The following is a 25,560-nucleotide window of genomic DNA, read 5'->3' on the forward strand; positions in this document are numbered from 1 at the left end:
CCGCCGAGATGCTCCCGATGGTGCTCCTGCTGCCCCTCGCGGGCGTGGTCGCCGACCGCTGGCCCGCCCGCCGGGTGGTGCTCGCCGCCGACCTCGCCCGCGCCGCCGCGCAGCTGGGCACCGGCGCGATCCTGCTGACCGTCCGCGTTCAGGGAGGGGTCAGGCGGTGGACTCGTCGTCGTGGACGGTGATCCGGGCGTAGTTCTGCCCGATCACCGCGCCGGTGGGCACCGAGACGTAGATCTTGTAGACCGTGTCGGCGGCGGGCTGGGCCGCGCTGTCGTCCAGGACGGGCAGCGGGACCGTGACCGAGGTGGTGCGCGCCGGAATGGTGATCTTCCGGGCGGCGGTGGTGAGTTGGGTGCCGGTGCCGGCCACGGTCTGGAGGTTGACGGTCACCGGGGTGCGGGAGGGGCGGGAGAGGGTGACCGTGGCGGGGACGGTACCGGCGTTCTCGGCGGCCGTGGCGCCGGTGACGGAGACCTGCGGGAGGTCGCTCGGGCCGCCGCGGCCCGCCTCGACGGTCTGGAAGGCCACGTCGGAGAGGTAGACGCCGCCGGCGGTCGCGGGGGCGGTCAGGGTGATGCGGCGGACGTCCGAGAGGTCCACGCCCCGCACCTTCGCGAGCGGCCAGTTCACCGTCTGGAGCCAGGTCTTGGGCAGCAGGGTGCTGGTGCCGGAGGACGGGTAGGCCTTCAGCGCGTCGCTGAGCGAGGAGAGGGCCACGGCGGCGGTACGGCCGCGTCCGTCGGTGAGCCGGACGGTCAGGTCGGTGTCGGGTCCGTTCTCGTCGACGGCGGCACGGAAGGCGAGGCTGTCGTAGCGCCGCACGTCACGGGAGCCCTTGGGCACCTCGACGACCGCCTGGGCGGGGGTGCCCGCGCTGTCCGGCCAGGTGAGGTGGAGCAGCGGGGTGGCTTCCACGTTGCCCGCGTAGTTGGCGGGGGTCCAGGAGGGGAAGCGGGAGGTGCCGGTGGAGCCGGTGCAGGCGCCGAGGGCGCTGATGGTCGGGCGGCCGGTGAAGCCCGCGCAGTAGGTTCCGGTGCCGCCGGTGATGGTGACGTCGGAGGACGGGCCGGTCAGCGGGGCGATGTCGGAGCGGCTGCGGCCGGGGGCCTGGGCCTCGCTGTACACGGTGGCCGCGCCGACGGTGGTCGACGTGCCGAGGCTGCCGTCGAAGAGGGGCAGGAAGCGGTCCTGGCCGCCCAGGGTGAGCTGGAAGAACCCGGACATGATGGCCGTACCTGCCTCCGACTGCTCGGCGGCGGTCAGCCGGGTCGTGGTGGGCGAGGCGCTGCCGCAGACCGCGTCGGTGGAGGCCGACCAGTCGTCGCTCGCGGGGGCGACGGCGACGCCGGGGGTCCACTCGGTGTTGAAGAAGTTGTGGTCCGCGCCCATCACCATCAGGGAGGAGCGCAGGACGTCGTCGTCGGCGCCGGTGTAGCGGCTGTCGTCGTAGAAGTGCTGGCCCTGCTGGTTGGAGACGTCGCCGTCGCAGTACGGCAGGACGACGGCCATCGGCACGTCCGGCAGGGTCTCGCGGCCGAAGTCGATGGGGGCGAGCGGGAGTACGGCGTCGATGCCGTACGGGTGGGCGCGGCCCGCGTTGAGCAGGGCGGCCTTGACGACGCCTTCGCCGCCGCGCGAGTGGCCCATCAGGCCGACGCTGGAGAGGTCCAGGCGGCCCTTCAGCAGGCGGCTCATGCCGGGCGCGGTGCCCTGGTCGGCGCGGGCGAGCAGGTCGAGGTGGTCGAGGACGAGCTGTCCGCGGGCGAGGGTCCCGGCGTCGTCGGTGAAGGAGGCGTCCTGGGCGTTGATGCCGTCCGCGCTGACGGAGACGACCGCGTAACCCTGGGAGGCGAGGGTCTCGGCGGTGGCGTTGTAGCCGAGGTAGCTGGGGATGGGCGCGTAGCCCTCGGGGCAGGGCCACGCGGCGTTGTTGGTCTTGGCGGTGTCGGCGTTCCAGCAGGCGGAGTGGCGGCCGTGGAGGAAGAGCACGACGGGGCGTTCGCCCTTGGCGTCGGTCGGGACCCAGACGGCGGCGCGGAGTTCGGCGGCGCGGTCGCTCAGGCCGCCGAGGGTGACGGCGGTGTCGCCGAAGTCGTAGTCGGCGCGGGCCACGTGGTAGCGGCCCTTCGCGGTGGCGGCCTCGGTGAGCGAGGCGGCGGTGGCGGTGGGCTTGCCGTGGCGGCCGGTGCCCCGGGGGGCGTGCTGGGCCTTGGTGACCGTGTCGGCGGCGCCGTTCCAGGCGACCCGGACGTCGTCCGGGTGGGCGGCGCGCAGGTCGGTGGTGACCAGGGAGAGGGTGTGTCCGTCGGTGGTCTGCCGGGCGTATCCGAGGGAGGCGCCGTCGACGGCGATCTCGGGGAGCGCGTCGCGTACGGGCAGGGGTTCGTCGAGCTTCAGGGTGACGTGGTAGCCGTCGGCCGAGCGCGTGACCGACCAACTGCGGTCGGCGGCCGACCCGGTGGCGGTGGTGGCCGCCGGATCCGGGCCCGCCTTCGAGGACGCCTCGTCGGCGAAGGCGGTACCGGTCAGGGGGAGGGTCAGGGCGAGGGCGACGGCGGCGACGGTGGCCTGCACCGGGCCCGCCGTCCGGCGCGGTCCTGGGCGCCGGGAACGGGGTATGGACATGCGGCGGTTCCTCTCGTGCATGGTCGGCACCTCCCCCGGGGGGAGGGCATGCTCCGGCTCATCACCGGCACACACGAAGATCACCACCGCTGCTGATCAGCTGAATGTCATTTTTGTTTCTTAATGATCAACCGGTCGTGTTTACGTGCGATTTACACGAACCGTCGCACGTTGCCCCGCACTTCGCGGCACGCCCGTCCGGACACCGGCGGAGGACCGAGAGGCAACCGCACCTCAGGACCGGACGACGGTCTTCTCCAGCAATTCCTGGAGGGCGCGCTGCTGCTCCGGGGTGAGGCCGCCCAGGGGCGAGTCCTGGGCGAGGAGTTCGAGGAGCCGTTCGCGCAGGGCGTCGCCCTCGGCGGTGAGGACGAGGTGGCGGGCGCGGCGGTCGGTCGGGTGCGGGCGGCGCTCGACCAGGCCCTGCCCTTCGAGCTTGTCGATGACGTAGGTGGCGTTGGAGGGTTCGCAGCTCATGCGTTCGGCGAGCTCGCGCATGGTCATCGGTCCGGTCATCTCGCGCAGCGCGGTCGCCTGCGCCGCGGTCAGCCCCAGGGTGACGGCGCGTCGGCGTACGTGGTCGGCGATCTGGTGCGCCAGCCCGTTCACCAGGCCGCAGACCTCCCGCTCGGCGACGGCTCGGTCCGCGAGGTCCGTTCGGTCCGCGCGTGCTTCCGGTGGGGGCGTCATGGCCCCACCCTAGCAAGTCCATCAAGTCAGAATAATTACAGCTTGAATGATTCAAACTTGATGCTTATCGTGATGCCGGGGTTCCACCGCCAGGTGGTACCCCACCATGGCGCACGGCCTACGGCATGCCCCATGCCGGACGAGGGAGGAAACCATGACGAACCCTGCGCTTGACCACGGCGAACGGTTGCGGCGCGCGGCGCGGATCCGCTCCCTGCGACTGGGCGACACGACGGTGACCTTCGTGCCCGACGGGGCGATCCAGGGGCGGCCGGGCGCCTGGCTGCCGGACTCCACCGACGCGACCTGGGCGGCCCACCCGGAGTATCTGGACGCCTCCGGCCACCTGGTGGCGAGCGTCGGCGGCCTGCTGGTGGAGCACGGCGACCGGGCCCTGCTGATCGACGCGGGGTTCGGCCCGCACACGCTGCCGGCCGAACCGGGAACGCCCAACGGCAGCATGTACGGCGGCGCCCTGCTGGACAACCTGGCCGCACTCGGCCGCAGGCCCGAGCAGATCGAAGCGGTCGCCTTCAGCCACCTGCACCCCGACCACGTCGGCTGGGCCGTGCACACCGCCCCCGGCGAGGACCGGCCCGCCTTCACCCACGCCGACTACCTGGTGACCGAGGCGGAGTGGGCCGAGCACGCGGCGCCCGGATCGGAGCACACGTCCGCGGCGGACATCGCCGCTCTCGCGCCGCAGGTCCGTACGGTGGCCGACGGGCAGGAGATCTTCCCGGGCGTACGGGTCCGGCTCGCCCCCGGCCACACCGCCGGACACGCGGAGTTCGTCATCACCGGGGGCGGAACCCGCCTGATCGCCTTCGGTGACTCCCTGCACGCGCCGATCCAGGTGGACCACCCCGGGTGGTCGTGCGTGTACGACGCCGACCCCGCCCGGTCCGCCGGACACCGCCGCCGTCTCGTGGACGAGCTGGCCGAACCGGGCACGATCGGCTTCGGCATCCACTTCGCCGACGTGGTGTTCGGCCGGGTCGAGCACGACGGAAACGGACCTGCCTGGAAGCCCGTGGAGACGACGGAGGCGGCGGGAGCAGCGGAGACGGCCGGCACGGCGGAGTCGGCCGAGGCAGCGGAGTCGGCCGAGGCAGCGGAGTCGGCCGAGGCAGCGGGGTCGACGGAGACGGCCTGACGGCACGCCCTCGGACCGGCGGACGGGCGATCAGGCCGGCGGCGCGACGGGGCGTTCGATGACGATCATGGCGGCGTCGTCGCCGAGCTGCCCGTCGACCCAGTCCATCAGGTCGTGCTGGAGGCGGCCGAGAAAGGCGTCGGCGCTCCGCTCGGTCCAGCCCGTGATGCGCTCGGCGAGCGGGTAGAAGGTGCCGTCGGCGTCGCGGGCCTCGGTGACGCCGTCGGTGTACAGCAGCAGGAGGCTTCCCGGCTCGAACGGGAAGCTGTCGACGTGGTACCTCGGGTGCACCAGTTCTCCCAGGCCGAGCGGGGGCGCGGGGTGACGGACGTCCATCGTCGTCGGCCGGCCGTCGCGCAGGACGACCGGCGGCGGATGCCCGCAGGCGACCATCTCGACCCGGCCCTCCCGGTCGGGGATGTCCAGGACGGTCGCGGTGATGAACGTTTCTCCGTAGCGGCTCGTCTCGCCCGGCTCCATGAGGTCCCAGCACACGCTCCGGTCGAGGTAGCTCACCAGCTCGCCCAGGCTCGACTGGCGGTGGGCGGCGACGCGGAACGCGCCGAGGAGCAGGGCGGCGTCGTTCACCGCGGTCATCCCCTTGCCGCGCACGTCTCCGACGATCAGCCGGGTGCCGGTGGTCGTGCGCGCCACCGCGTACAGGTCCCCGCCGATCTGGGCCTCGGCCTCCGCGGCGAGGTAGCGGGAGGCGACGCGGAGCGGTCCGAGTCGCCTGGGCAGCGGCGGCAGGACCACGCGCTGGGCGGTCTCGGAGACGTACCGCACCTGTGCCAGCTCCTTCGCCCGGCGCTCCCTCAGCACGCAGAAGATCACGAGCAGGGTGCCGACCAGGATCAGGGCGAGGATCTGGGCCTCGTGGTTGGCGGAGAGCAGTTCGTCGGTTCCGCGCACCACCCCGATGACCGTCTGCGCGACCACCGCGAGGGCGGCGATCAGACCCACCGTCCGGGGCCCGGCGAACGACGCCGTGACCGCCGGGGCCGCGACGAGCAGCGGGCCCAGGTGGATGTCGGCCGGCGCCAGAAGGTCGACCACCGACACCGCGACGATCCAGAGGACCGGGGCGGCGATCAGAAACCGGCTCCGGCCCGCTCGCGCCGCCCCGCCTCGCCCCTCCCGACGAGGTCTTTCGCGGCGCTGTGACATGCCTCCTCTCTACACCGCCCGCACCTGGCTCGCACGCAGGGACGGGCGGGGCCGCCGTCGCTCCCGGGCGGGGCGGCCGTACCGGCCCCGAGGTGGCCCGCCCTCGGTACCGCCCCCGCCCGAGAACCGAACGTACGTCCAGTGCGTCACTATGCTGCGGAACGCATCCACGCCGCCGCCGTCTCCCCCACGCGGCCCGGCGCCACTCCTTGCCGCAGAGGACCCGCCATGCCCGCTCTCCGTCCGTCCGGCCGCCGCGTCGCCGCCCTGGCCGCCGTGCCCGTCGCCGTACTGCTCCTGGCCGCCTGCGGCGGTGATCCGGTGCACGGGACGATCACGGAGAAGGAGTACAAGCGCGGCACCACCACGTACACCACCGAGCCGGTCACGCGCAGCGAGTGCTCCACGACCAAGAAGAACGGCAAGACCAAGAAGTCGTGCCACGAGGTGAAGACCGGTGCCACCAAGCGCGTCGCGCACCACAAGAAGGAGTGCTACCAGATCGAGCTGGACAACGACGCGCACGAGCTGTGCATTTCGAAGAGCAAGTGGGACAAGGTGCGCGTCGGCGACAAGTGGTGAGCGCGTGGGGCGGGGCCGGGTCGTCGTAGCGGGTCGCACGACCGCGGCTCCCCGGACCGGCGCGCCCCCGGACCGGCGCCCCTCCGGGACAGACCCGGTCCACGTGTCCCGGTCTACGCGTCCCGGTCCACGTGTCCCGGTCTACGCGTCCCGGTCCACGTGTCCCGGTCAGCGCGGGGACACCCAGCCCGGCACCCAGGTCCCGGCGGTGCCGTGGCCTGCTGTCGTGGCGGCGAGGTGGGCGCGGAGCGTGGCCAGCGCCGGGTGGGGGTTGTCCCGGTGCCAGAGGAGCGAGTGCGGGTAGACCGGCGTCGGGTCGGTCACCGGGATGCGGCGCAGGTCGTGGCCGGCGGGCCAGATGAGGCGGGTGTGCTCGCCCATGAAGGTGGCCAGGGCCGGGGTGTCGGCGATGGTGTCGAGAAGGGCGTCGGAGCCGAAGTTGGGGCCGGTCGCCTCGATGGTGAGGCCGAACGCGGCGACGAGGTCGTCGTAGTAGGCGGCCCACTCGGTACCGGGGACGAGGCCGGGCATCCAGATCCGGTGCCCGGCGAGCTGGGCGACGGTCACCGACCGGGCACCCGCCAGGGCGTGGGCGGGGCCGGTGAGGAGCTGGAGCGGTTCGTCGAGCACCCGGACCGACTCGATGTCCTCGGGCAGGGGCGGGCCGGGCGCGGCGACGGCACGGAAGGACGCGTCGATCGCACCGGACCGGAGGGCGGCGATCGCCGTCCCGATCTCGAACAGCATCACCACGTCGAGGTCGAGGTCGGGGTACGCCTGGTGGAAGCCGCGCATCAGGCCGGACTGCGCGCCGCGCGAGTTGAGCACGTCGACGCGGAGCGGACGGCGGCCGGGGCGCACCGAGGCGACCGCACGCTCGGCGACGCGCAGCAGCTCACGCGCGTGGGGCAGGAACGCCCGCCCGTCGATGGTGAGCTCCGCGCCACGCGGAGCGCGGGTGAACAAGCGCACGCCGAGTCCGCGCTCCAGTGCGGCGACGCGCTTGGAGACGGCCTGCTGGGTGATCGACAGGTCGGCGGCGGCTCCCTGGAACCGGCCCCCTTCCGCGACGGCGATGAAGGTACGCACTGCTTCGAGGTCCACGCCGACCCACCTTAGTGAACAGCCGATCCGCCTTGGCGAACAACGGATGGTTGTGGGCAGCTGCTGGTCCGGTTGTTTGACCTGCGGTTGTGCTGCTCGCTTAGCTCTCCGGGTCAACGTCGGTTTGTTCGTGTGGGAGCGCTGCGCATGGTGAGCAGGAGGCCGCTGAGCCGTCCGTTCGGCTGGCTGTGGACGGCGTACGCGGTGAGCGCCTACGGGTCGGGGCTGGGGTTCGGCGCGTTGCCGCTGATCGCCGTGCTGGCGTTGCACGCCGGTCCCGCCGAGGTGTCCGCGCTCTCCGCCGTGGGGCCGGCGGTGGGCGCGCTGATCGCGCTGCCGCTCGCGCCGTGGGTGGAGTTCCGGCGCAAGCGGCCGGTCATGATCACGATGGACCTGGCCCGGTTCGCGGCCATGGCGACGATCCCGGCCGCCTACGCCCTCGGCCGGCTCGGTTTCGTCCAGCTGCTCGTGGTCTCGGCCGTGGTCGCCGCGGCCAAGATCGCCTTCAACGCGGCCGGCGGCGCCTACCTCAAGGTCCTCGTCCGGCCGGAGGACCTGCTCGTGGCCAACGCCCGCTTCGAGTCCACGAACTGGAGCTCCATCGCCGTCGGACCACCGCTGGGCGGGGCGGCGATCGGCCTGTTCGGGCCGGTCGTCACCGTCGTCGCCGACGCGTTCAGCTACCTGCTCTCCGCGCTGAGCATCACCGCGATCCGAGGCCGGGAGGAAGCCCCGGCGACCAGCGGCGAGAGCACGGCCCGGTCGGGCGGTGCGCTGCTCGACGGCTGGCGCCACATCATGGGGCATTCCGGCTTGCGCGCGCTCTATCTCAACCAAGTCCTCGTCGCCGGCCTGATCATGGCCACCGAGCCGCTGCTCGCCGTACTCCTTCTCCGCCAACTCGGTTTTCCGCCCTGGGAGTACGCCCTCGCCTTCGCCGCCCCCTGCTTCGGCGGACTCATCGGCTCGCGGCTGGCCCGCCGGGTCGTGGCCCGCTTCGGCCGGGAACGGGTCTTCCGGACCGTCGGCACCCTGCGCGCCGTCTGGCTGATCGGCCTGGTCTTCGTGCGTCCCGGCGTCGTCGGTCTTCTCACTGTGATCGCCGTCGAGCTGGCGATCATCGTCAACATGAGCCTGTACAGCCCGGTGCTCGCCACCTACCGGCTCGAACAGACCCCCCAGCACCTCGTCGCCCGCACCCTGTCGGCCTGGTCGATCGGCCAGCAGGCGGCCATCGCCGCCCTCACGGCACTTGCCGGGCTGCTCGCCGACGCCACCAGCCCGCGTACGGCTCTCACCGTGGCCGGCTTGCTCATCCTGGCCACCCCGCTCCTGCTGCCCCGGCGCGGGCGGACGGCGTCGCACCACGAGCCGGAGCTGTCCCGCGGTCGTTCATGACCCCCGCCCCTCGGCGCCCCACGCACAACTCTGCCGAGCAGTCAGAACGGCGTCATATATGAGCTTGCTCTTTTCGACATGCCCGGAGACCGTTGAACGGGGCACGTCGAACATCTCGGCAGCCCGCCGGGTCGCCTTCTCGCGCTCCCTGATGGGTGCTGGACGAGCGCGGGTCCGATGGCGCGGGTCCGATGGGCATCGGTGAGCGTGCGCCGGAGCCCGCCGAACCACCCGCAGGCCCACGCGGAGGCGAACCGTCAACGGCAGGTACCTGCCCCGGAACCGCGACGAGGGGGACAACTCATGGCTCGATGCAAGGCCTGCCCCGAGAGGAAGGGCGAGTGCCGCACGTGCAAGGGCAGCGGGAAGACCTATGGATGGGGCGGCCAGCGCAAGTGCGACAAGTGCGGGGGCGACGGCGTCTGTTCCGGGTGCAACGGCAAGGGATACACATCCGGCTGGTAGCAGTCGGACGTGAAACCCGGGCGGCCGGCAGTCACAGGATGTGACTTCCGGCCGCCGCGCCGAGAAGCGCGTGACGTCCCACCTCTGCGGCCCCACCCGTCACAACCTTGGTCGTTCGTAAGGGGAACCCGATCCGGGTCGCCCACGTCGAACGGCGGAACACGAGGGCCTCACCACAGGCACGGTCTCATTCCCGTGCCGAGCGACGGCGAGGCCACTCGGCGGAGAGAAGGCACTTGGCCCTCTCTCTGCCACGCGAACCGAGGGGGAAAACTGATGAGTTGGACCAGGCGAACCGCCGACTTGCTGGTGGCGGCGGTCATGGTGATGCCGGTGGCCGCGTGCACGACCGGGGGCGGCGGCGGGGAGACTTCCTGCGCCGCCCAGTACACCTACCAGGGCAGTACGTACCGGGACGTGGCGAACGTGAAGTTCACGGTCGGCAAGAAGCTCGGCGTCGTCACGTCGCCGTCCTGCGACGACACCGGCGGCTCGGACGAGGACAAGGAGCCGGTCGGCGCGGGAACCAACGCCTACGAGATGGACGGCATCTCTCCCGAGGTCGCCATCGCCGTCGGGGACACACCGGAGACAACCACGTTCTTCGCCGTCTACGACGGGTCGGAGCTCCCGCCCGCGGTGCAGAAACTGGTGGACGGCTCCTGATCCGCTTCTGATCTGCCTCTGACCTGCTTCTGATCTGCTTCTGATCCGAAGCGCGGGGCTCGGTGTGGTGCGAGGGTCCGGCGCCACACCGAGCCCCGCACGGACCGGGCACCCGGGCAACGACCTTTCTGAGCCTCACTCGGTCCGCGGCAGCCGGTGAACGGCGGTCACGTGCCGGGCAGGCCCGAGGACGACCGGGAACCGGCCTGGACGGCGTCGACGACTTCCACCGTGTCAGCGATGTCGTAGGCGTCGTCGGGGTCGTCGTCTCCGTCGTCCTCCTCGAAGTCGAAGTCCTCGTCCTCGGCAGAAGCCGCCAGCTGTGCGCCCCGGCTATCCGCGATGCGCTTCACGTCCCGCAGCGCTTCGCTCAACCGGTTGGCGAGGAACCGGTACTCCGCCCCCGTGACCCGCCGGTCGTCCAGCAACGCGGCGGCATGATCGAGCAGGTCACCCGCCATGCCGAGCTGGACGCTCTCGATGTTGTCCGCCATCCGCGAGACATAACCCGTACCGTCCCCCAGCACCCAGCACTGCTTGCCCCCGGCCCCCGTCCACGGCAGCAACCGGAACGTACCGCGCGCACGATGCTCCTCGATCATGCCGCGACCTCCGTCACGGGGGTCGGCGGGGCGGTGGCCGCGACCCGGTCGGCACGCCACTCGTGCGCCAGGAGGTAGGGGCGGATCAGCTGCGTGTCCTCGCCGCGCAGGGGGCGTTCGCCGGTCCGGCGGGTGGTGGGGCCGGACGGGTGCGGGCGGGGGCCCGGGGCAGCGGGTAGGGCCGACCGGGCGGGGCTCACCAGCCGCCACAGCGGGCGGGTGAACCGGCGGACGAGGTCCTTCATCTCTGCGCGTTCTCCTTCTGTCGACGGCACCCACGAACGAGTGCGTTCCGTGGTGAATCCATCACAGAGTGAGGCGGCTGCTGGCTACCCTGCCAGGGGTTTGGGCTTGACAGCCCACCTGTCAGGATCAGGGGAGTTGGTGCCGTCATGACACTGAGCCGGAAGCCTCAGGCTCTGCGGGAGAGGTACGGGGAGGAGCTACGGCTCCGGCGGTTGGCCGCCGACCTGACGCAGGAGGAACTGGCCGTACAGGTGGTCTGCTCGCCCACACTGATCAGCCACTGGGAAGCGGGACGACGCCTCCCGAAGCCTGATGACGCACGGCGGATCGATCTGGCGTTGAAGACGGACGGGTTCTTTCTGCGTTGGCTCCAGGATCTGGACTCGAAGTACACGGATCACTTCGCGGTGATGGCCGAACTGGAGAAGCAGGCAACGCGTATCCAGCAGTTCGGGCTCTCCCTGGTGCCTGGCCTCCTTCAGACCGACAGGTACGCGCGCGCCCTCTTCCAGGCGTACCGGCCGAATCATCGGCAGGAGGAACTTGACAGAGAGGTTGTCATCCGAACAGCACGTGCCCAGATCCTCGATGGGCCGTTGAACCCGGAGATGTGGACCATGCTCGACGAGGCGGTGATCAGACGTCGCGTCGGTGGTCGGCAGGTCATGGCGGAGCAGCTGCGCAAGCTCGCCGACATGGCGGAGAGCGGTCGACTACGCCTGCATGTGCTGCCGTTCGACGTCGGGGCACATCCTCTTCAGCAGAGCTTGCTGTCCATGCTGAGCTTCGACGAAGCCGAACCGGTTGCCTATGTTGAAGGGTTCCTGACGGGGAACTTGATGGATGAACCGTCCTTGGTCAAGGCAAGCCAGACGGCCTACCATCTCACTCTGAGCGATGCGATGTCGCAGCAGGAATCACTGACGCTCGTGCGGGCAGCAGCGGAGGAACACGAACATGGTCAGCCCTAGGCTCGGGATCTCCGATGTGTCTACGCTCACCGATTGGTTCAAGTCCAGCTACAGCGGCGGCGACCAAGGCGAGTGCCTTGAAGTAGCAACCGGCCACCCCGCCGTCCCCGTCCGCGACAGCAAGTCCGCCGACGGCCCCGCGCTCGTCTTCTCCCCCGCCGGATGGTCCTCGTTCGTCGCCGCCGTCAAGAGCGGCGACCTCGGCGCCTGACCGGGACCCACCCGGGCGGCCCGGTAGCCCGTCCCTCCGCTCACACCCTCACGCCCGCGCCAGAAAGCTGGCCCGTAACTCCGGGTCCCGCAGCAGCGCCAGGGTCTCCTCCTCGCCGTCGAAGAGCAGGTCGGCGGCCGGGTGTGCGGACTGGTGGAACATCGCGGCGAGTACGTCGGCGAGGGGGCGGTCCCAGGCGACGCGGGCGACCTCGTCGGCCTTGGTGTGCTGGCCCCGGTCGGTGGCTATGCGCCAGAGTTCGACGGACTGCTTGGCGGTGGCGTAGGCGGTGCGGCGCCCGGCGACGAGGACGCCGCGCCGGTTGAGACCGAACACGTCTATGCAGGCCTGGCCTTGGGCGCTGAGACCCTGGTAGGTGCAGAGCGGCAGCACCAGCCGTAAGTGGTGCAGCGGGTCGTCGAGGGTGGGGTCGAGGAGGAGGGGGCGGCCGGTGCGGGCGTCGCGCGGGAAGAGGTCGCGTTTCTGGTTGCTGTTGCAGTAGGAGCAGGCCAGCAGGTAGTTGGTCCAGTCGAAGGTGCGCAGCGGCGCCTGGCTCTTCGGCTCGAAGTGGTCGATGTCGGTGCCCTGGCTGTCGCCGCAGTACATGCAGCGTTGGTGGCCGGGGGCCATGTCGGTGAGGGCGGCGAGGACGCCGGGGCGTACCCGTCTGCGGACGGCGAAGCGGCCCCAGAGGCCGATCGCGGTCGCCTTGCGGTCGGAGGCCGCCGCGTCCGCGATCTGCCGGGTGTAGGTCGCCAGGTGTTCCTGGGTGTCGGGAGCGAGTTCGGGGCGGACCATCCGGATCACTTGGCCTCGCCCGCCTCTCCGCCCCCGGCGGACTCCGCGGACCCGGAGGACTCGCCCCCGTACCCGTACCCGTCGGTGATGTCCTGGACCTGGTCGGCGATCCGGTACAGCCGGGCGGAGACCTCGTGGGCGCGGGCGGTCGGGGAGCTGGACAGCAGGCTCTTGAGCTCCTTGTACCGGGCGACGGTCTCGGGCGAGGTGTCGCCCTCGTACACCTTGGATTCGAGGGCGACGAACTCGGCGCGGGCGTATTCGGCGCGTTCCGAGTACGGGGTGTCGAGGCCGAAGAGGTCGGAGAGGACGGCGTCGTCGCCGCTGCCGTAGACGACGCGTTCGTACAGGTCGGCGGGGACGACCTCGGGGGCGGCGTCCTCGTCCACGCCGGGCAGGCGGATCAGGCCGCCGGGGTCGGCGGCCTGGCAGATGTAGGGGCTGTGGGTGGTGACGATGAACTGGATGTTGGGGAAGTGCGTGGTCAGCCAGGGGCCGATGCGGCGCTGCCAGGAGACGTGGAGGTGGGCGTCGATCTCGTCGATGATGACGACCCCGGGGACCTGGAGCGGGCTCGGGCCCTCGCCCTCGCCGCCCCGGCCCAGCGCGTGGTCCCCGAAGGCGTCGTGGATCTGCTTCAGCAGGTCGACGACGAGGGCGGCGACGGTACGGAACCCGTCGCTCATCTCCCGCAGCGGGAAGCGGTGTCCGCCCCTGGTGACCCAGAGGCCTTCGGAGTCGACGTCCTTGATGCGGTAGCCGTCCGGCAGGAGTCCGTCGCCGAGGACGGAGAGGGCCGCCTCCTTGAGGGCGAGGGCGCCGTCCCGGCCTTCGAGGGCGCGCAGATGCTGCTCGATGAGCCAGGCCACGCCCTCCGCCAGCGAGGCGTCCTCGTGGAAGAGGCTCGCCTGCCGGGCCACCGGCCCCGAGGCCAGCATCAGGCGCTGCACGTCGCCCGATCCTCCGGCCATCCGCCGGAACGGCCCGTACGCGGCGCAGAACCAGCCCACCGGGTTGTCGGCCCACGGCCCGCGCTGGGCGGCGCTGGCGCTCTGGGTACGGGAGTTGTTGCGGATCTCGCCCAGCGCGGGCTGCGCGCTCTTGCGCCCGGCCGCCGATTCGCCGGGAGGCGTCCAGCGCAGGCCCGTACCGAACTTGTTCTGGGTGCGGCCCGAGGCGGTGAACTTGTCGAAGTCCTTGTCGCGGACGATCTCCGCCGAGGCGCTGCCCGACTCCGCGCCACGGGTGACCCAGTTCTCGAAGCCCTGGACCAACCCCCGGGCCGCCACCGGGCCGCTCAGCGCGAGCGCCAGGGCGCGCAGCAGGGTGGTCTTCCCGGCGCCGTTGCGACCGGCGAGGACCGTCCAGCCCGCGTGCGAGCCGTCCGGGCGGGTCAGGGTCAGGTCGACTTTTCGCGGTCCGTTGAACGACTTGATGTTCTCGATGGTGACGCGGGAGACGTACATCTGCTGACGGTTCCTTCCGGGGCGCGGGAGTCCGTGTCGGGCAAGGAGAGGCCGGCGCGGGCGGAGTCGGAGGGGTGGACCGGGGTCGGCCCCGTCGCGGACGCGGTGCGGGCACGCGCTCGGACGCGGTGGCGGATGTCCGAGTCTACGAGGGCTGGGGGGCGGGGGCGTAGCCATCTGCGGCCGGAAACCGAGACGCGGTCAGCGACACCCGAGGGTCACACGCGTGAGGCGGCCGGAGGACCGGGCGGGCAGGCGCCCGTCCGCGCCCCGGAAACGCGAAACGGGCCCGGCCTCGCGGCCGGACCCCTCTCGCTTTCCCCCCTGTCGGGCCTTCCCGTTCCCCCCGGACCCCTCCCCCGGAAGTCCCGACGCAGAGTGTGACCGGGCAGGGATGCCAAGGGTTGTACGCCTTGACCATTCCTTTACCCGGACTCCTGGAAGCGCTCTCAGCAGGCGTGTTCCTGGAAGCGGGAGACCACCTCGGCGAGGACTTCGCCGCCGTCGCGGGCCCAGAGGCCCTCGTTGAAGATCTCCACCTCGATCGGGCCGTCGAAGCCGGTCGCCTCGACCAGCGTGCGCAGCACGTGGAAGTCCACGCTGCCGTCGCCGAGCTGTCCCCGGCCCAGCAGGACGCCCGCGGGGAGCGGGGTGATCCAGTCGGCCAGCTGGAAGGAGTGGATACGGCCCAAGGCCCCGGCGCGGGCGATCTGCGCGGGCGCCTGGTCGTCCCACCAGACGTGGTAGGCGTCGACCACCACGCCGACCTGCTCGGCCGGGAAGCGTTCGGCGATGTCCAGCGCCTGGGAGAGGGTCGACACCACGCACCGGTCCGACGCGAACATCGGGTGCAGCGGCTCGATGGCGAGGCGGATGCCACGCTCGGCCGCGTACGGGGCCAGCTCGGCGAGGGCGTCGGCGATGCGTTCGCGCGCACCGGCGAGGTCCTTGCTGCCCTCGGGCAGGCCGCCCGAGACGAGGACCAGGGTGTCGGTGGAGACGCCCGCCGCCTCGTCGATCGCGGCGCGGTTGTCGTCCAGGGCGCGGGCCCGGGCCGCCGGGTCGATCGCGGTGAGGAAGCCGCCCCGGCAGAGGCTGGTGACGGTGAGGCCCGCGTCGGCGAAGAGCCGTCCGGCGCGCTCGACGCCGTACTTCCGCACCGGTTCGCGCCACAGGCCGACCTGGCCGACGCCCGCCTTCGTGCAGCCCTCGGCGAGTTCCTCCAGGGACCACTGCTTGATGGTCTCCTGGTTGACGGAGAGACGGCCGACGTTGCTCGGGGTGGTCATCGGGTTCCTCCCTGGACGGTCAGCAGGGCCCGCATCCGGCTCTCGGCCAGCTCGGGGTCGGGGAACAGGCCGAGGCGGTCGGCGAGTTCGTAGGCCTTGGCCAGGTGCGGCAGCGAACGGGCCGACTGGAGGCCGCCGACCATCGTGAAGTGGTCCTGGTGCCCGGCCAGCCAGGCGAGGAAGACCACGCCCGTCTTGTAGAAGCGGGTGGGCGCCTGGAAGAGGTGGCGGGAGAGCTCGACCGTCGGGTCGAGCAGGTCCCGGAAGCCCTGGGTGTCGCCGGTGTCCAGGACCCGTACGGCGTGCGCGGCGAGCGGGCCGAGCGGGTCGAAGATGCCGAGCAGGGCGTGGCTGAAGCCGCGTTCGTCGCCCGCGATCAGCTCCGGGTAGTTGAAGTCGTCGCCGGTGTAGCAGCGGACACCGCTGGGCAGCCTGCGGCGCACGTCGATCTCGCGGGCCGCGTCGAGCAGCGAGATCTTGATGCCGTCGACCTTGTCCGGGTGCTCGGCGATGATCTTGAGGAAGGTGTCGGTGGCCGCGTCCAGGTCGGACGAACCCCAGTACCCCTCCAGGGCCGGGTCGAACATCGGGCCCAGCCAGTGCAGGACGACCGGTTCGGTGGCCTGGCGCAGCAGGTGCGCGTAGGTCTCCGCGTACTCCTCGGGGCCCTCGGCCACCGCGGCGAGCGCGCGGGAGGCCATCAGGATGGCCTGCGCGCCGCTCTCCTCGACCAGGGCGAGCTGTTCCTCGTACGCGGCGCGCACCTCGGCGAGGGTCGCCGGGCCGGTCAGCTGGTCGGTGCCGACCCCGCAGGCGATCCGGCCGCCGACGGCCTTCGCCTCGGCACAGGAGCGGCGGATCAGTTCGGCGCCGCCGGCCCAGTCGAGGCCCATGCCGCGCTGGGCGGTGTCCATCGCCTCGGCGACCCCGAGCCCGTGCGACCAGAGGTGGCGGCGGAAGGCGAGGGTGGCGTCCCAGTCGATCGCGGCGGGCCCGTCCGGGCTGACGTCGACGAAGGGGTCGGCGACGACGTGGGCGGCGGAGAAGACCGTGCGCGAGGCGAGCGGGGAGCCGCCGGGGGCCAGGTCCAGGGGTGTGGTGCGGGGCTCGTACGCCCCGTGCGGGAGGTGGATCGTCACAGCGACAGCTCCGGCACGTCGAAGCGGCGGCCCTCGGCGGCCGACTTCAGGCCCAGCTCGGCGAGCTGCACGCCCCGGGCACCGGCCATCAGGTCCCAGGAGTACGGCTCGTCGAGGACGACGTGGCGGAGGAAGAGCTCCCACTGCGCCTTGAAGCCGTTGTCGAAGGTGCCGTTGTCGGGGACCTCCTGCCACTGGTCCCGGAAGGACTCGGTGACGGGGAGGTCGGGGTTCCAGACCGGCTTCGGGGTGGCCGAGCGGTGCTGGACGCGGCAGTTGCGCAGGCCCGCGACGGCGGAGCCGTGGGTGCCGTCGACCTGGAACTCGACCAGCTCGTCGCGGTTGACGCGCACGGTCCAGGAGGAGTTGATCTGGGCGACGGCGCCGCCCTCCAGCTGGAAGATGCCGTACGCGGCGTCGTCGGCGGTCGCGGCGTAAGGCTTGCCCTGCTCGTCCCAGCGCTGCGGGATGTGCGTCTGGACGTGCGCCTGCACGGTGTTGACCCTGCCGAAGAGCTCGTGGAGGACGTACTCCCAGTGCGGGAACATGTCCACGACGATGCCGCCGCCGTCCTCGGAGCGGTAGTTCCACGAGGGGCGCTGGGCCTCCTGCCAGTCGCCCTCGAAGACCCAGTAACCGAACTCGCCGCGCACGGAGAGGATCTCGCCGAAGAAGCCGCCGTCGATGAGGCGCTTCAGCTTGAGCAGGCCCGGCAGGAAGATCTTGTCCTGGACCACGCCGTGCTTGATGCCCGCGTCCCGGGCGAGGCGGGCGAGGTCGAGGGCGCCCTCCACGTCGGTGGCGGTGGGCTTCTCGGTGTAGATGTGCTTGCCGGCGGCGACGGCCTTCTTGATCGCCTCGACGCGCGCCTGGGTGACCTGGGCGTCGAAGTAGATGTCGATGGTGTCGTCGGCGAGGACGGCGTCCAGGTCGGTCGACCACTCGGTGAGGCCGTGCCGGGCGGCCAGCTCCTCCAGCGCGTGGGCGCGGCGGCCGACGAGGACCGGTTCGGGCCACAGCACGTCGCCGTTGCCGAGGTCGAGGCCGCCCTGCTCGCGGATCGCGAGGATCGAGCGCACCAGGTGCTGCCGGTATCCCATACGACCCGTCACGCCGTTCATGGCGATGCGCACAGTCCTGCGAGTCACGAAAGTTCCCTCCATCGGCCGTAGCAAGCGCTTTCTATCGTGTATGAAGCTAGCCTGCCGACAGCGGCCCGGACAAGAGGGACGCCGCGAACAACCTCCGAGGAGAACGAGAAACGATGACAGTCACCCTGGCGGACGTCGCGGCACGCGCCCGGGTGTCCCCGGCCACCGTCTCCCGCGTGCTCAACGGCAATTACCCCGTCGCCGCCACCACCCGCGAACGCGTGCTGCGCGCCGTGGACGACCTGGACTACGTGCTCAACGGCCCGGCCAGCTCGCTCGCCGCCGCCACCTCCGACCTGGTCGGCATCCTCGTCAACGACATCGCCGACCCGTTCTTCGGGATCATGGCGGGCGCGGCACAGTCGGAGATCGGCGTCCCCGGTGACGGCACCTCCCGGGCGGGCGGCGAGAAGCTGGCCGTGGTCTGCAACACCGGCGGCTCCCCCGAACGCGAACTCACCTACCTCACCCTCCTCCAGCGCCAGCGCGCGGCGGCCGTCGTGCTGACCGGCGGCGCGCTGGAGGACCCCGGACACCAGGCGGCGATGGCCGCGAAGCTGGGGCGGCTCGCCGACGCCGGCACCCGGATCGTGTTCTGCGGGCGGCCCCCGCTGCCCGAGAACGACGCCGTCACCGCCGCCCTCACCTTCGACAACCGGGGCGGCGGCAGACGGCTGACCGAACACCTGATCTCGCTGGGACACCGCCGGATCGGCTACGTCGCGGGCCCCCTGGAACGCACCACCACCCGCCACCGCCTGGAGGGCCACCGCGCGGCGATGCGGGCGGCGGGCCTGGCGGGAGAAGGCTTTGACGCGGACGACCGGCTCACCGTGCACGGCCCCTACGACCGCCGCTCCGGCTACGAGGCCACCCTCGAACTCCTGCGCCGTGAACCGGGGGTGACCGCCATCGTCGGCGCCAACGACTCGGTCGCCCTGGGCGCGAGCGCCGCCGTACGCGAGCAGGGGCTGCGCATCCCCGAGGACATCTCGGTGGCCGGCTTCGACGACCTGCCGTTCTCCGTGGACACCGTCCCGGCCCTGACCACGGTCCGGCTGCCGCTGTACGAGGCGGGGGCGCGGGCGGGACGGCTGGCGATGGGCGCGGAGACCCCGCCGCCCGGTGGCATCGCGACGATCGGCGCGGAGCTGATGGTGCGCGGATCGACGGCCCCGCCGCGCGGGGACCGGCCGCGCTGAGGGCACCGTCCCCACCTTGTAGAAAGCGCTGTCTGTACGGTGGTTCACGCACCTGGTTCCGGGCGGCGGGCAGGGGTACGCGTACCGTCCGGGAGCACGCGCGGAACCGATGGCGCGGGGTGACGGACCGACGGAAGGAACACGCACGTGAAGCTCGCTTTCTCGACCCTCGGAGTGCCGGGGACGCCCATCGACGAGGTCGTCCGGCTGGCCGTCGAGCACGGCTACCAGGGGGTGGAGCTGCGCGCCCACCCCGAGGAGCCGGTGAACCCGGGGATCCCGGCATCCGAACGCGCCCGGGTGGTCGCGGAGTTCGAGAAGGCCGGGGTGGAGATCCTCACCGTGGCCGGGTACGTCCGGGTCGCGGCCGAAGGGGACGACGACGCGATCGTGACGCAGGTCGCCGAGCTGGTGGAGCTCGCCCACGACCTCGGGGCGCCGTACGTCCGGGTGTTCCCCGGCGGCGGCGACCAGGACCCGGAGACCGCCGACGCGACGGCCGCCCGCCGGCTCGGGGCCGCCGCCCCGCACGCCGCCGACCGGGGGGTCACCATCCTGCTGGAGACCCACGACTCGCACCGGGCCGGAGCCGAGGCGGCCCGGGTCACCGGGACGGTGGGACACCCGAACGTCGGCGTGATCTGGGACGTGATGCACACCTGGCTGTCGGGTGAGGACCCGGTCGACAGCCAGCTCGTGCTGGCCCCGTACCTCGGCTACGTACAGGTCAAGGACATCGCCTCGGCCGAGGACACCACCCCGCTCGCGCTCGGCGCGGGCGTGCTGCCGCTGACGGAGTGCCTGGACACCCTGGCGCCGGACACCTGGGTCTGCTGGGAGTACGAGAAGCGCTGGTACCCGGGCATCCCGGAGCTGCCCGGACTGCTGGCCGCGGGACGGGAGTTCCTGCTGCGGGTGGGCGCGCCGAAGCAGTGACCCTCCGGGAGGTGCGGGCCGCCCTCAGGCCCGCGCCCCCCGCGCGGCGGCAGGCAGCGGGGTCGCGGTGGCCCCCTTCCGCCACCGCCCGCCGAGGGAGGTCAGTGCGACCCCGCCGACCAGCAGCGCCGCCGCGCACCACCGCAGCGGGCTCACCGACTCGTCCAGCAGCAGCGCCGCCGAGGACATCCCGAAGACCGGGACGAGGAGGGTGAACGGCGCGACCGAGGACGCCGGGTGGTGGCGGAGCAGGTAACCCCAGGCGCCGAAGCCGAAGACGGTGGAGATCCAGGCGACGTAGACGAGGACCCCCGCGCCGGTCCAGTCCATCGCGGCGAGCGCGTCGGTGTCCCGGTCCCAGCCCTCGAAGAGCAGCGAGAGGCCGAGCAGGGGCAGGACGGGCACGGTCGAGACCCAGACCATGAAGTTGAGGGAGTCGGGCGGGGCGGCCTTGCGGGTGAGGACGTTGGAGACACCCCAGCAGGCCGCCGCCGCGACCACCAGCACGAACGCGAGCACCGGGCCGCTCGCCCCCTCGTCCACGGCGGCCACCCCGATCCCCGCGAGCGCCACCACCATCCCCGCCACCCGCACCCCGCCCGGCCGCTCGCCGAGGGCGAGTGCGGCGAAGAGCGCGGTGAAGACGGCCTGGACCTGGAGGACGAGCGAGGAGAGCCCGGCTCCCATCCCCTGGTCCATGCCGACGAAGAGCAGCCCGAACTTGGCTACGCCGAGCGCGAGTCCGACGCCCACGATCCACTTCCAGGCGACCTTGGGCGGTCCGACGAAGAAGACGGCGGGCAGCGCGGCGACCAGGAAGCGCAGCGCGGAGAAGAGGAGGGGCGGGAAGTGGTCGAGCCCGAGCTCGACGACGACGAAGTTGACGCCCCAGAGGGCGGCCACGAGGACCGCGAGGGCGATGTGGGAGGGACGCATGCGCCGAGCATCACCCGCCCGCATCCTTTAGCACCAGCGCGGTTTTCTTCATGGTGGAATTGAGCGTTGCTGAAGAGTCACCCCTCATCGGAGGCCAGGATGCTCGATCTCGCCCGGCTGCGCGCCCTGCACGCCGTCTCGGTGCACGGTTCGGTCGCGGGCGCCGCCACCGCGCTCGGCTACACCCCGTCCGCGATCTCGCAGCAGATCACCAAGCTGGAGCGGGAGACCCGGACGACCCTGCTGGAGCGGCGCGGGCGCGGTGTCGCACTGACCGAGGACGCCCTCCATCTGGCGTCCGCCGCCCAGGAGTTGCTGACCATCGTGGAGCGGGCGCAGACGACGCTGGAGGAGCGCCGGGGGCTGCCGACGGGACAGTTGTCGATCGGCGCCTTCGCCTCGGCCGCGCGCGGGCTGCTGCCGGGCGTGCTGGCCGCCCTGGAGCGCGACCACCCCGCGCTGGAGCCCCGGTTGACGGAGGTGGACCCGCATCTGTCGGTGGACCTGGTGGTCAAGGGCGTGATCGATCTGGCCGTCGCGCACGACTGGGACATCGCGCCGCTGCCCGCGCCGGAGGGGGTGGAGCAGGCGGTGATCGGCGACGACCGGTGCGATCTGCTGGTGCCCCGGGGGCACGTGCTGGCGGGGCGGGACGCGGTGCTCCGCGAGGAGCTGGCGCGGGAGCGGTGGATCTGCCAGCCCCCCGGCACGGTCTGCCACGACTGGCTGATGCGGACGCTGCGGGCGGCGGGGTACGAGCCCGACATCCGGCACCTGGCGGAGGAGAACCACACCCAGCTCGCCCTGGTCGCCGCCGGGCTGGGGGTCGCGATGATCCCGCGCCTGGGCCGGGGGCCGCTGCCGGAGGGCGTGGTCGCGGTGCGGCTCGACCCCGTACCGGTACGCAGGCTGTACGCGCTCTGGCGAGCGGGGGCGGCCCGGCGTCCGGCGATCACGGCGGCGGTGGCGGGACTGCTGGCGCACGGGCGGGCGATCGGGCTGACCCGAGCGACGCGGGCGGACCCGGGCACGGGCGGGCCGGCCTGACGGGCACGGGCGGGCCGATCCGAGCGACGCGGGGGCGGACCCGGGCGCGGGCGATCGGGCCGACCTGAGCGGCACACGGCGGGCCGCTGTGTTCGTTTGCCCCCAATCGTCCGGCGGGGTGGCAGCGCGGCCGGGCGAGGCCCTTGACCGGAAGTTACTTTCCATATATCCGTACCTTCTTGGAAGTTTCTTTCAGTACCGGAAGGGGCTCACGTGCACCACCGCACCTCCAGACGCACCCTCCTCGCCGCGGCGGCGGCCACCGCCGCGGCGGCGGCCACCGGCACCGTCGCGATCCCGGCCGCGGCGGCGGACCGGACGGGCCCGGCGGACTCCGGCCGGGCGGACTCCCGCCGCGTCCCCGCGCAACGGCTCCGGCGGATCGTCGCCGGCATGAGCCTTGAGGAGAAGGTCGGCCAGCTCTTCGTGATGCGGGTGTACGGCCACTCCGCCACCGAGCCGGACCAGGCGGACATCGACGCCAACCTCGCCGAGATCGGGGTCCGTACGGCCGCCGAGATGATCGCCAAGTACCACGTCGGCGGGATCATCTACTTCACCTGGGCGCACAACACCCGTGACCCGCACCAGATCGCCGCGCTCTCCAACGGCATCCAGCGGGCCGGGCTCGCCGGTCCGTCGAAGGTGCCGCTGCTGGTCTCCACCGACCAGGAGCACGGCATCGTATGCCGGGTCGGCGAACCGGCCACCCTGCTGCCGGGCGCGATGGCGCTGGGCGCGGGCGGTTCGCGCGCCGACGCCCGCAAGGCCGCGCAGATCGCGGGCACCGAGCTGGCGGCCCTCGGCATCAACCAGAACTACGCGCCCGACGCCGACGTCAACGTCAATCCGGCCAACCCGGTCATCGGCGTCCGCTCCTTCGGCTCCGACCCGGACTCGGTGGCCGGGATGGTCGCCGCGCAGGTGAAGGGGTACCAGAGCGCCGGGATCGCCTCGACGGCCAAGCACTTCCCGGGCCACGGCGACACCAGCACCGACAGCCACACCGGGCTGCCGGTCATCACCCACACCCGCGAGCAGTGGGCGGAGCTGGACGCCCCACCGTTCCGGGCGGCCGTCGCGGCGGGCATCGACTCGATCATGACCGCGCACATCGTGGTCCCCGCGCTCGACCCGTCCGAGGACCCGGCGACGCTGTCCCGGCCCATCCTGACGGGCATCCTGCGCGAGGAACTCGGCTACGACGGGGTGGTGGTGACGGACGCCCTCGGCATGGAGGGCGTGCGCACCAAGTACGGCGACGAGCGCGTTCCCGTACTCGCGCTGAAGGCGGGCGTCGACCAGCTGCTCAACCCGCCGACCCTGGACGTCGCGTGGAACGCGGTGCTGGCCGCCGTACGGAGCGGTGAACTCACCGAGGACCGCATTGACGAATCGGTTCTGCGGATTCTGCGGCTGAAGGCGAAACTCGGTCTCTTCCATGACCCGTTCGTCAAGGACTCCCAGGTGGACAAGGTCGTCGGCACCCGGGCGCACCTGGCCGCCGCCGACCGGATCGCGGAGCACACCACCACGCTCCTCGCCAACCCCACCGGCCTGCTGCCGCTCTCCCGGCGCAGCCACCGCAGCGTCCTGGTGGTGGGCGCGGACCCGGCCTCCCCGTCGGGTACGACCGGTCCGCCGACCACCACGCTGGCCGCGGAGTTCACCGCACTCGGCCACACGGCGACGGCCCTGTCCACCGGTACGGCACCGACCGCGGCGAAGATCGCCGAGGCGGTGGCGGCCTCGGCCGGCAAGGACGCGGTGGTGGTCGGCACGTACAACGTGACGGCGACGAGCTCCCAGCGCACCCTGGTGAGCGCCCTCGCCGCGACCGGCGTCCCGGTCGTCGCGCTGGCGATCCGCAACCCGTACGACATCGCGCAGTTGGCGGGTACGGGGTACGCGGCGAGCCTCGCGTCGTACTCCTGGACCGACGTCGAACTGCGCGCCGCCGCCCGGGTGATCGCGGGCCACGCCGAACCGGGCGGGCGGCTGCCCGTCCCGGTGCCGCGCGCGGACGACCCGTCGCAGGTGCTGTACCCGGTGGGCTACGGCCTGGAGTACTGAACACCGGCCGGGGCGCCCCGGCCCCGGAAAACGCGCCCGGCGCGCGCCCGCTGCAGAAGCGGGCGCGCGCCGGGCGTCGTACGGGGTGGGTCAGGGGTGCAGCGTGCGGTGCCGGTTCAGCTGAGCGTCCTGCTTGTCGAGGCGGGTGTCGTACGCGGCCAGCGGCGCCGCCTTCGCGGGGTCGGCGGCGACGGCCGCCGGGGTGACACCGGCCCAGCGCAGGATGGTCGCGGTGGCCGCCGCGCTCTCGTCGGCCACCAGGCCCGCCACGTTGGAGCCGTGGTTGCCGCCGGGCTGGGTGTAGACGTAGCTGTCGCGGGAGCCCTTGCCGGGGGCGAACCGCTCGGCGCCCCACGGGTCGTTCTGCCCGTAGACGTACATCATCCGGGTGGCGTGGTGGGTGACCCAGGAGTCCACGTCCCGCATGACGCCCTTCTGGAAGGTCATCGGGATGGAGCGCGGCACGAAGTTGCGCGGCGGCTGGTAGCCGTACCGGCTCAGCTTGCCGAGCCACGGCTGCGTGATGTCGGGCGAACCGAGCTGGGTGCCGGCCTGGTAGTAGTACGGCGTGTACGTCTCAAGGCCCTGGTCGGCGTAGGCGGAGAAGCCCGAGATGGCGTCGACCGAGTCCCAGATCTCCTGGTCGGTGGCGGTCTTGGCGTCGGCCGGGAGGGAGGCGCAGTCGGCGACCTTGCTGTACTGCCAGAACGCCCAGACGTAGTCCATGACGACGGCCTCGTACGCCTTGTCGAGGGTGCCCACGGTGGTGAAGGTGTAGCCGTTCTCCGCCGCGTACGCCGCGTACTTCTCCTCCAGGGGCGCGCGCCGGATCAGCGCCTCGCGCTGGACACCGCTCAGCTTGTCGCGGCACTCCTTCGTGCCGACCGATCCGAAGAAGCGGTCGTAGGCGGAGTCCTCGTCGTTCACCACGTCGTTCGGCGCGACGTAGGCGACGACGCCGTCCATGTCCTTCGGGTAGTAGCGCTCGTAGTAGGTCGCGGTCATGCCGCCCTTGGAGCCGCCGGTGGCCAGCCAGTTCTGGCTGTAGATCTTCTTCAGCGCGGTGAAGACCCGGTGCTGGTCGCTGGCCGCCTGCCAGATGTCGAGCTTGGACCAGTCGGCGGGCTGAGGACGCGACGGCGTGAAGAACCGGTACTCCAGCGAGACCTGGTTGCCGTCGACGATCCGGGTGGGCTCGCTGCGGCTCGCGCTGGTGGAGACGTTGTAGCCGCTGGTGTAGAAGACCGTGGGCCGCGAAGTGTCCTTGTGCAGCAGGGTGATCCGCTGCTGGAACGTTCCCTTGGACGGGTGGCGGTGGTCGATCGGCTGCGTGTAGCCGAGGACGAAGTAGCGGTACCCGGTGACCGGCTTCTCCTCGATCAGGCTCATGCCCGGAATGGCGAGGATGCGGTCCTTGATGTCGGCGGTGTCCGCCGCGGCCGTCGCGGAGGTTCCCGCCTGCTCCACGGCCGGCTGCGCGGCGGTGGCCGCTCCGGCCGAGGCGCCTGTCGCACCGACCGTGCCGATCAGCAACGCGAGCGACAGAACACCTCTGAGCGTCTTACGCATACGCACTCCCCTGGGTTCACGACATTGGCCGTGAACCTAGCGGGAGCAACACGCACCACGCC

The 25,560-nt window shown here is 72.1% G+C and carries 23 protein-coding genes and 1 pseudogene; 11 read left to right on the top strand and 13 right to left on the bottom strand.

The genetic code is table 11. The features are described from left to right. A pseudogene (locus ACFWEE_RS26895) lies at positions 1-191 on the top strand (hypothetical protein); the annotation flags it as partial. Here ACFWEE_RS26895 and ACFWEE_RS26900 read toward each other — a convergent pair. Continuing rightward, positions 160-2,634, bottom strand: coding sequence for a hypothetical protein (locus ACFWEE_RS26900; RefSeq protein WP_386892883.1), 2,475 nt, complete (start codon positions 2,632-2,634; stop codon positions 160-162). The pseudogene ACFWEE_RS26895 and the gene ACFWEE_RS26900 overlap by 32 nt on opposite strands. 234 nt (positions 2,635-2,868) lie before the next feature. Further along, the gene (locus tag ACFWEE_RS26905) at positions 2,869-3,324 is read right to left on the bottom strand and encodes a MarR family winged helix-turn-helix transcriptional regulator (protein ID WP_386892885.1); all 456 of its coding nucleotides are present in this window, start codon (positions 3,322-3,324) and stop codon (positions 2,869-2,871) included. 154 nt (positions 3,325-3,478) lie between these two features. Here ACFWEE_RS26905 and ACFWEE_RS26910 point away from each other — a divergent pair, with 154 nt between their 5' ends. After that, positions 3,479-4,480 carry an MBL fold metallo-hydrolase gene (locus ACFWEE_RS26910; protein ID WP_386892887.1) on the top strand — a complete coding sequence of 334 codons (1,002 nt, stop codon included), beginning with the start codon at positions 3,479-3,481 and terminating at the stop codon, positions 4,478-4,480. Positions 4,481-4,510: 30 nt separating this feature from the next. Here ACFWEE_RS26910 and ACFWEE_RS26915 read toward each other — a convergent pair whose 3' ends face one another. Next, on the bottom strand, positions 4,511-5,647 hold the full coding sequence (locus ACFWEE_RS26915) for a PP2C family protein-serine/threonine phosphatase (RefSeq protein WP_386892889.1): 1,137 nt from the start codon (positions 5,645-5,647) through the stop codon (positions 4,511-4,513). 228 nt (positions 5,648-5,875) lie between these two features. Between ACFWEE_RS26915 and ACFWEE_RS26920 the strand changes: the two genes are divergently transcribed. Then, a complete protein-coding gene (locus ACFWEE_RS26920; RefSeq protein ID WP_386892891.1) occupies positions 5,876-6,229 on the top strand; it encodes a hypothetical protein in 354 nt (117 codons plus the stop codon). 168 nt (positions 6,230-6,397) lie between these two features. On the opposite strand, the gene ACFWEE_RS26925 is transcribed toward ACFWEE_RS26920, so the two are convergent. Further along, a complete protein-coding gene (locus tag ACFWEE_RS26925; RefSeq protein ID WP_386892893.1) occupies positions 6,398-7,333 on the bottom strand; it encodes a LysR family transcriptional regulator in 936 nt (311 codons plus the stop codon). Positions 7,334-7,480: 147 nt separating this feature from the next. On the opposite strand from ACFWEE_RS26925, the gene ACFWEE_RS26930 reads away from it, so the two are divergent. Together ACFWEE_RS26930 and ACFWEE_RS26935 are read left to right on the top strand one after the other, a co-directional pair. Next, positions 7,481-8,731 carry an MFS transporter gene (locus ACFWEE_RS26930; protein ID WP_386892895.1) on the top strand — a complete coding sequence of 417 codons (1,251 nt, stop codon included), beginning with the start codon at positions 7,481-7,483 and terminating at the stop codon, positions 8,729-8,731. 741 nt (positions 8,732-9,472) lie between these two features. Continuing rightward, the gene (locus tag ACFWEE_RS26935) at positions 9,473-9,862 is read left to right on the top strand and encodes a DUF6281 family protein (protein WP_386892896.1); all 390 of its coding nucleotides are present in this window, start codon (positions 9,473-9,475) and stop codon (positions 9,860-9,862) included. A 167-nt stretch (positions 9,863-10,029) separates the two neighbouring features. On the opposite strand, the gene ACFWEE_RS26940 is transcribed toward ACFWEE_RS26935, so the two are convergent. After that, positions 10,030-10,464, bottom strand: coding sequence for a hypothetical protein (locus ACFWEE_RS26940; protein ID WP_386892898.1), 435 nt, complete (start codon positions 10,462-10,464; stop codon positions 10,030-10,032). Then, a complete protein-coding gene (locus ACFWEE_RS26945; protein WP_386892899.1) occupies positions 10,461-10,709 on the bottom strand; it encodes a hypothetical protein in 249 nt (82 codons plus the stop codon). Before ACFWEE_RS26945 ends, ACFWEE_RS26940 begins: the two co-directional genes overlap by 4 nt. A 147-nt stretch (positions 10,710-10,856) precedes the next feature. Here ACFWEE_RS26945 and ACFWEE_RS26950 point away from each other — a divergent pair, with 147 nt between their 5' ends. After that, complete coding sequence (locus tag ACFWEE_RS26950; protein WP_386892901.1) at positions 10,857-11,681, top strand: Scr1 family TA system antitoxin-like transcriptional regulator; 825 nt, start codon at positions 10,857-10,859, stop codon at positions 11,679-11,681. Continuing rightward, entirely contained in the window at positions 11,668-11,892 is a 225-nt protein-coding gene (locus ACFWEE_RS26955) for a DUF397 domain-containing protein (protein WP_386892903.1), read from the top strand. The genes ACFWEE_RS26950 and ACFWEE_RS26955 overlap by 14 nt, the downstream gene beginning before the upstream one ends. 48 nt (positions 11,893-11,940) lie before the next feature. Here ACFWEE_RS26955 and ACFWEE_RS26960 read toward each other — a convergent pair whose 3' ends face one another. From ACFWEE_RS26960 to ACFWEE_RS26980, 5 genes are all read right to left on the bottom strand, one after another. Then, the gene (locus tag ACFWEE_RS26960; protein WP_386892958.1) at positions 11,941-12,690 is read right to left on the bottom strand and encodes an HNH endonuclease; all 750 of its coding nucleotides are present in this window, start codon (positions 12,688-12,690) and stop codon (positions 11,941-11,943) included. A 5-nt stretch (positions 12,691-12,695) separates the two neighbouring features. Further along, positions 12,696-14,156, bottom strand: a complete 1,461-nt coding sequence (locus ACFWEE_RS26965; protein WP_386892905.1) for an AAA family ATPase — start codon at positions 14,154-14,156, stop codon at positions 12,696-12,698. A gap of 449 nt (positions 14,157-14,605) precedes the next feature. Beyond that, a complete protein-coding gene (locus ACFWEE_RS26970; RefSeq protein WP_386892906.1) occupies positions 14,606-15,445 on the bottom strand; it encodes a sugar phosphate isomerase/epimerase family protein in 840 nt (279 codons plus the stop codon). After that, the gene (locus ACFWEE_RS26975) at positions 15,442-16,584 is read right to left on the bottom strand and encodes a dihydrodipicolinate synthase family protein (RefSeq protein WP_386892907.1); all 1,143 of its coding nucleotides are present in this window, start codon (positions 16,582-16,584) and stop codon (positions 15,442-15,444) included. Before ACFWEE_RS26975 ends, ACFWEE_RS26970 begins: the two co-directional genes overlap by 4 nt. After that, positions 16,581-17,732 carry a Gfo/Idh/MocA family protein gene (locus tag ACFWEE_RS26980; protein WP_386892908.1) on the bottom strand — a complete coding sequence of 384 codons (1,152 nt, stop codon included), beginning with the start codon at positions 17,730-17,732 and terminating at the stop codon, positions 16,581-16,583. The genes ACFWEE_RS26975 and ACFWEE_RS26980 overlap by 4 nt, the downstream gene beginning before the upstream one ends. A gap of 116 nt (positions 17,733-17,848) precedes the next feature. On the opposite strand from ACFWEE_RS26980, the gene ACFWEE_RS26985 reads away from it, so the two are divergent. Together ACFWEE_RS26985 and ACFWEE_RS26990 are read left to right on the top strand one after the other, a co-directional pair. Next, complete coding sequence (locus tag ACFWEE_RS26985; RefSeq protein ID WP_386892910.1) at positions 17,849-18,937, top strand: LacI family DNA-binding transcriptional regulator; 1,089 nt, start codon at positions 17,849-17,851, stop codon at positions 18,935-18,937. Between the two features lie 147 nt (positions 18,938-19,084). After that, a complete protein-coding gene (locus ACFWEE_RS26990) occupies positions 19,085-19,873 on the top strand; it encodes a sugar phosphate isomerase/epimerase family protein (RefSeq protein ID WP_386892911.1) in 789 nt (262 codons plus the stop codon). Positions 19,874-19,897: 24 nt separating this feature from the next. Here ACFWEE_RS26990 and ACFWEE_RS26995 read toward each other — a convergent pair whose 3' ends face one another. Beyond that, positions 19,898-20,809, bottom strand: a complete 912-nt coding sequence (locus ACFWEE_RS26995) for an EamA family transporter (protein WP_386892913.1) — start codon at positions 20,807-20,809, stop codon at positions 19,898-19,900. Between the two features lie 99 nt (positions 20,810-20,908). Here ACFWEE_RS26995 and ACFWEE_RS27000 point away from each other — a divergent pair, with 99 nt between their 5' ends. Both ACFWEE_RS27000 and ACFWEE_RS27005 read left to right on the top strand, forming a co-directional pair. Beyond that, complete coding sequence (locus ACFWEE_RS27000; RefSeq protein WP_386892914.1) at positions 20,909-21,856, top strand: LysR substrate-binding domain-containing protein; 948 nt, start codon at positions 20,909-20,911, stop codon at positions 21,854-21,856. A 213-nt stretch (positions 21,857-22,069) separates the two neighbouring features. Next, entirely contained in the window at positions 22,070-23,929 is a 1,860-nt protein-coding gene (locus tag ACFWEE_RS27005; protein ID WP_386892916.1) for a glycoside hydrolase family 3 protein, read from the top strand. A gap of 90 nt (positions 23,930-24,019) precedes the next feature. Here ACFWEE_RS27005 and ACFWEE_RS27010 read toward each other — a convergent pair whose 3' ends face one another. Then, on the bottom strand, positions 24,020-25,498 hold the full coding sequence (locus tag ACFWEE_RS27010) for a S28 family serine protease (protein ID WP_386892918.1): 1,479 nt from the start codon (positions 25,496-25,498) through the stop codon (positions 24,020-24,022). Between the last annotated feature and the right edge of the window lie 62 nt (positions 25,499-25,560).

The sequence above is a fragment of the Streptomyces sp. NPDC060184 genome (assembly GCF_042728795.1).
Classification (GTDB): domain Bacteria; phylum Actinomycetota; class Actinomycetes; order Streptomycetales; family Streptomycetaceae; genus Streptomyces.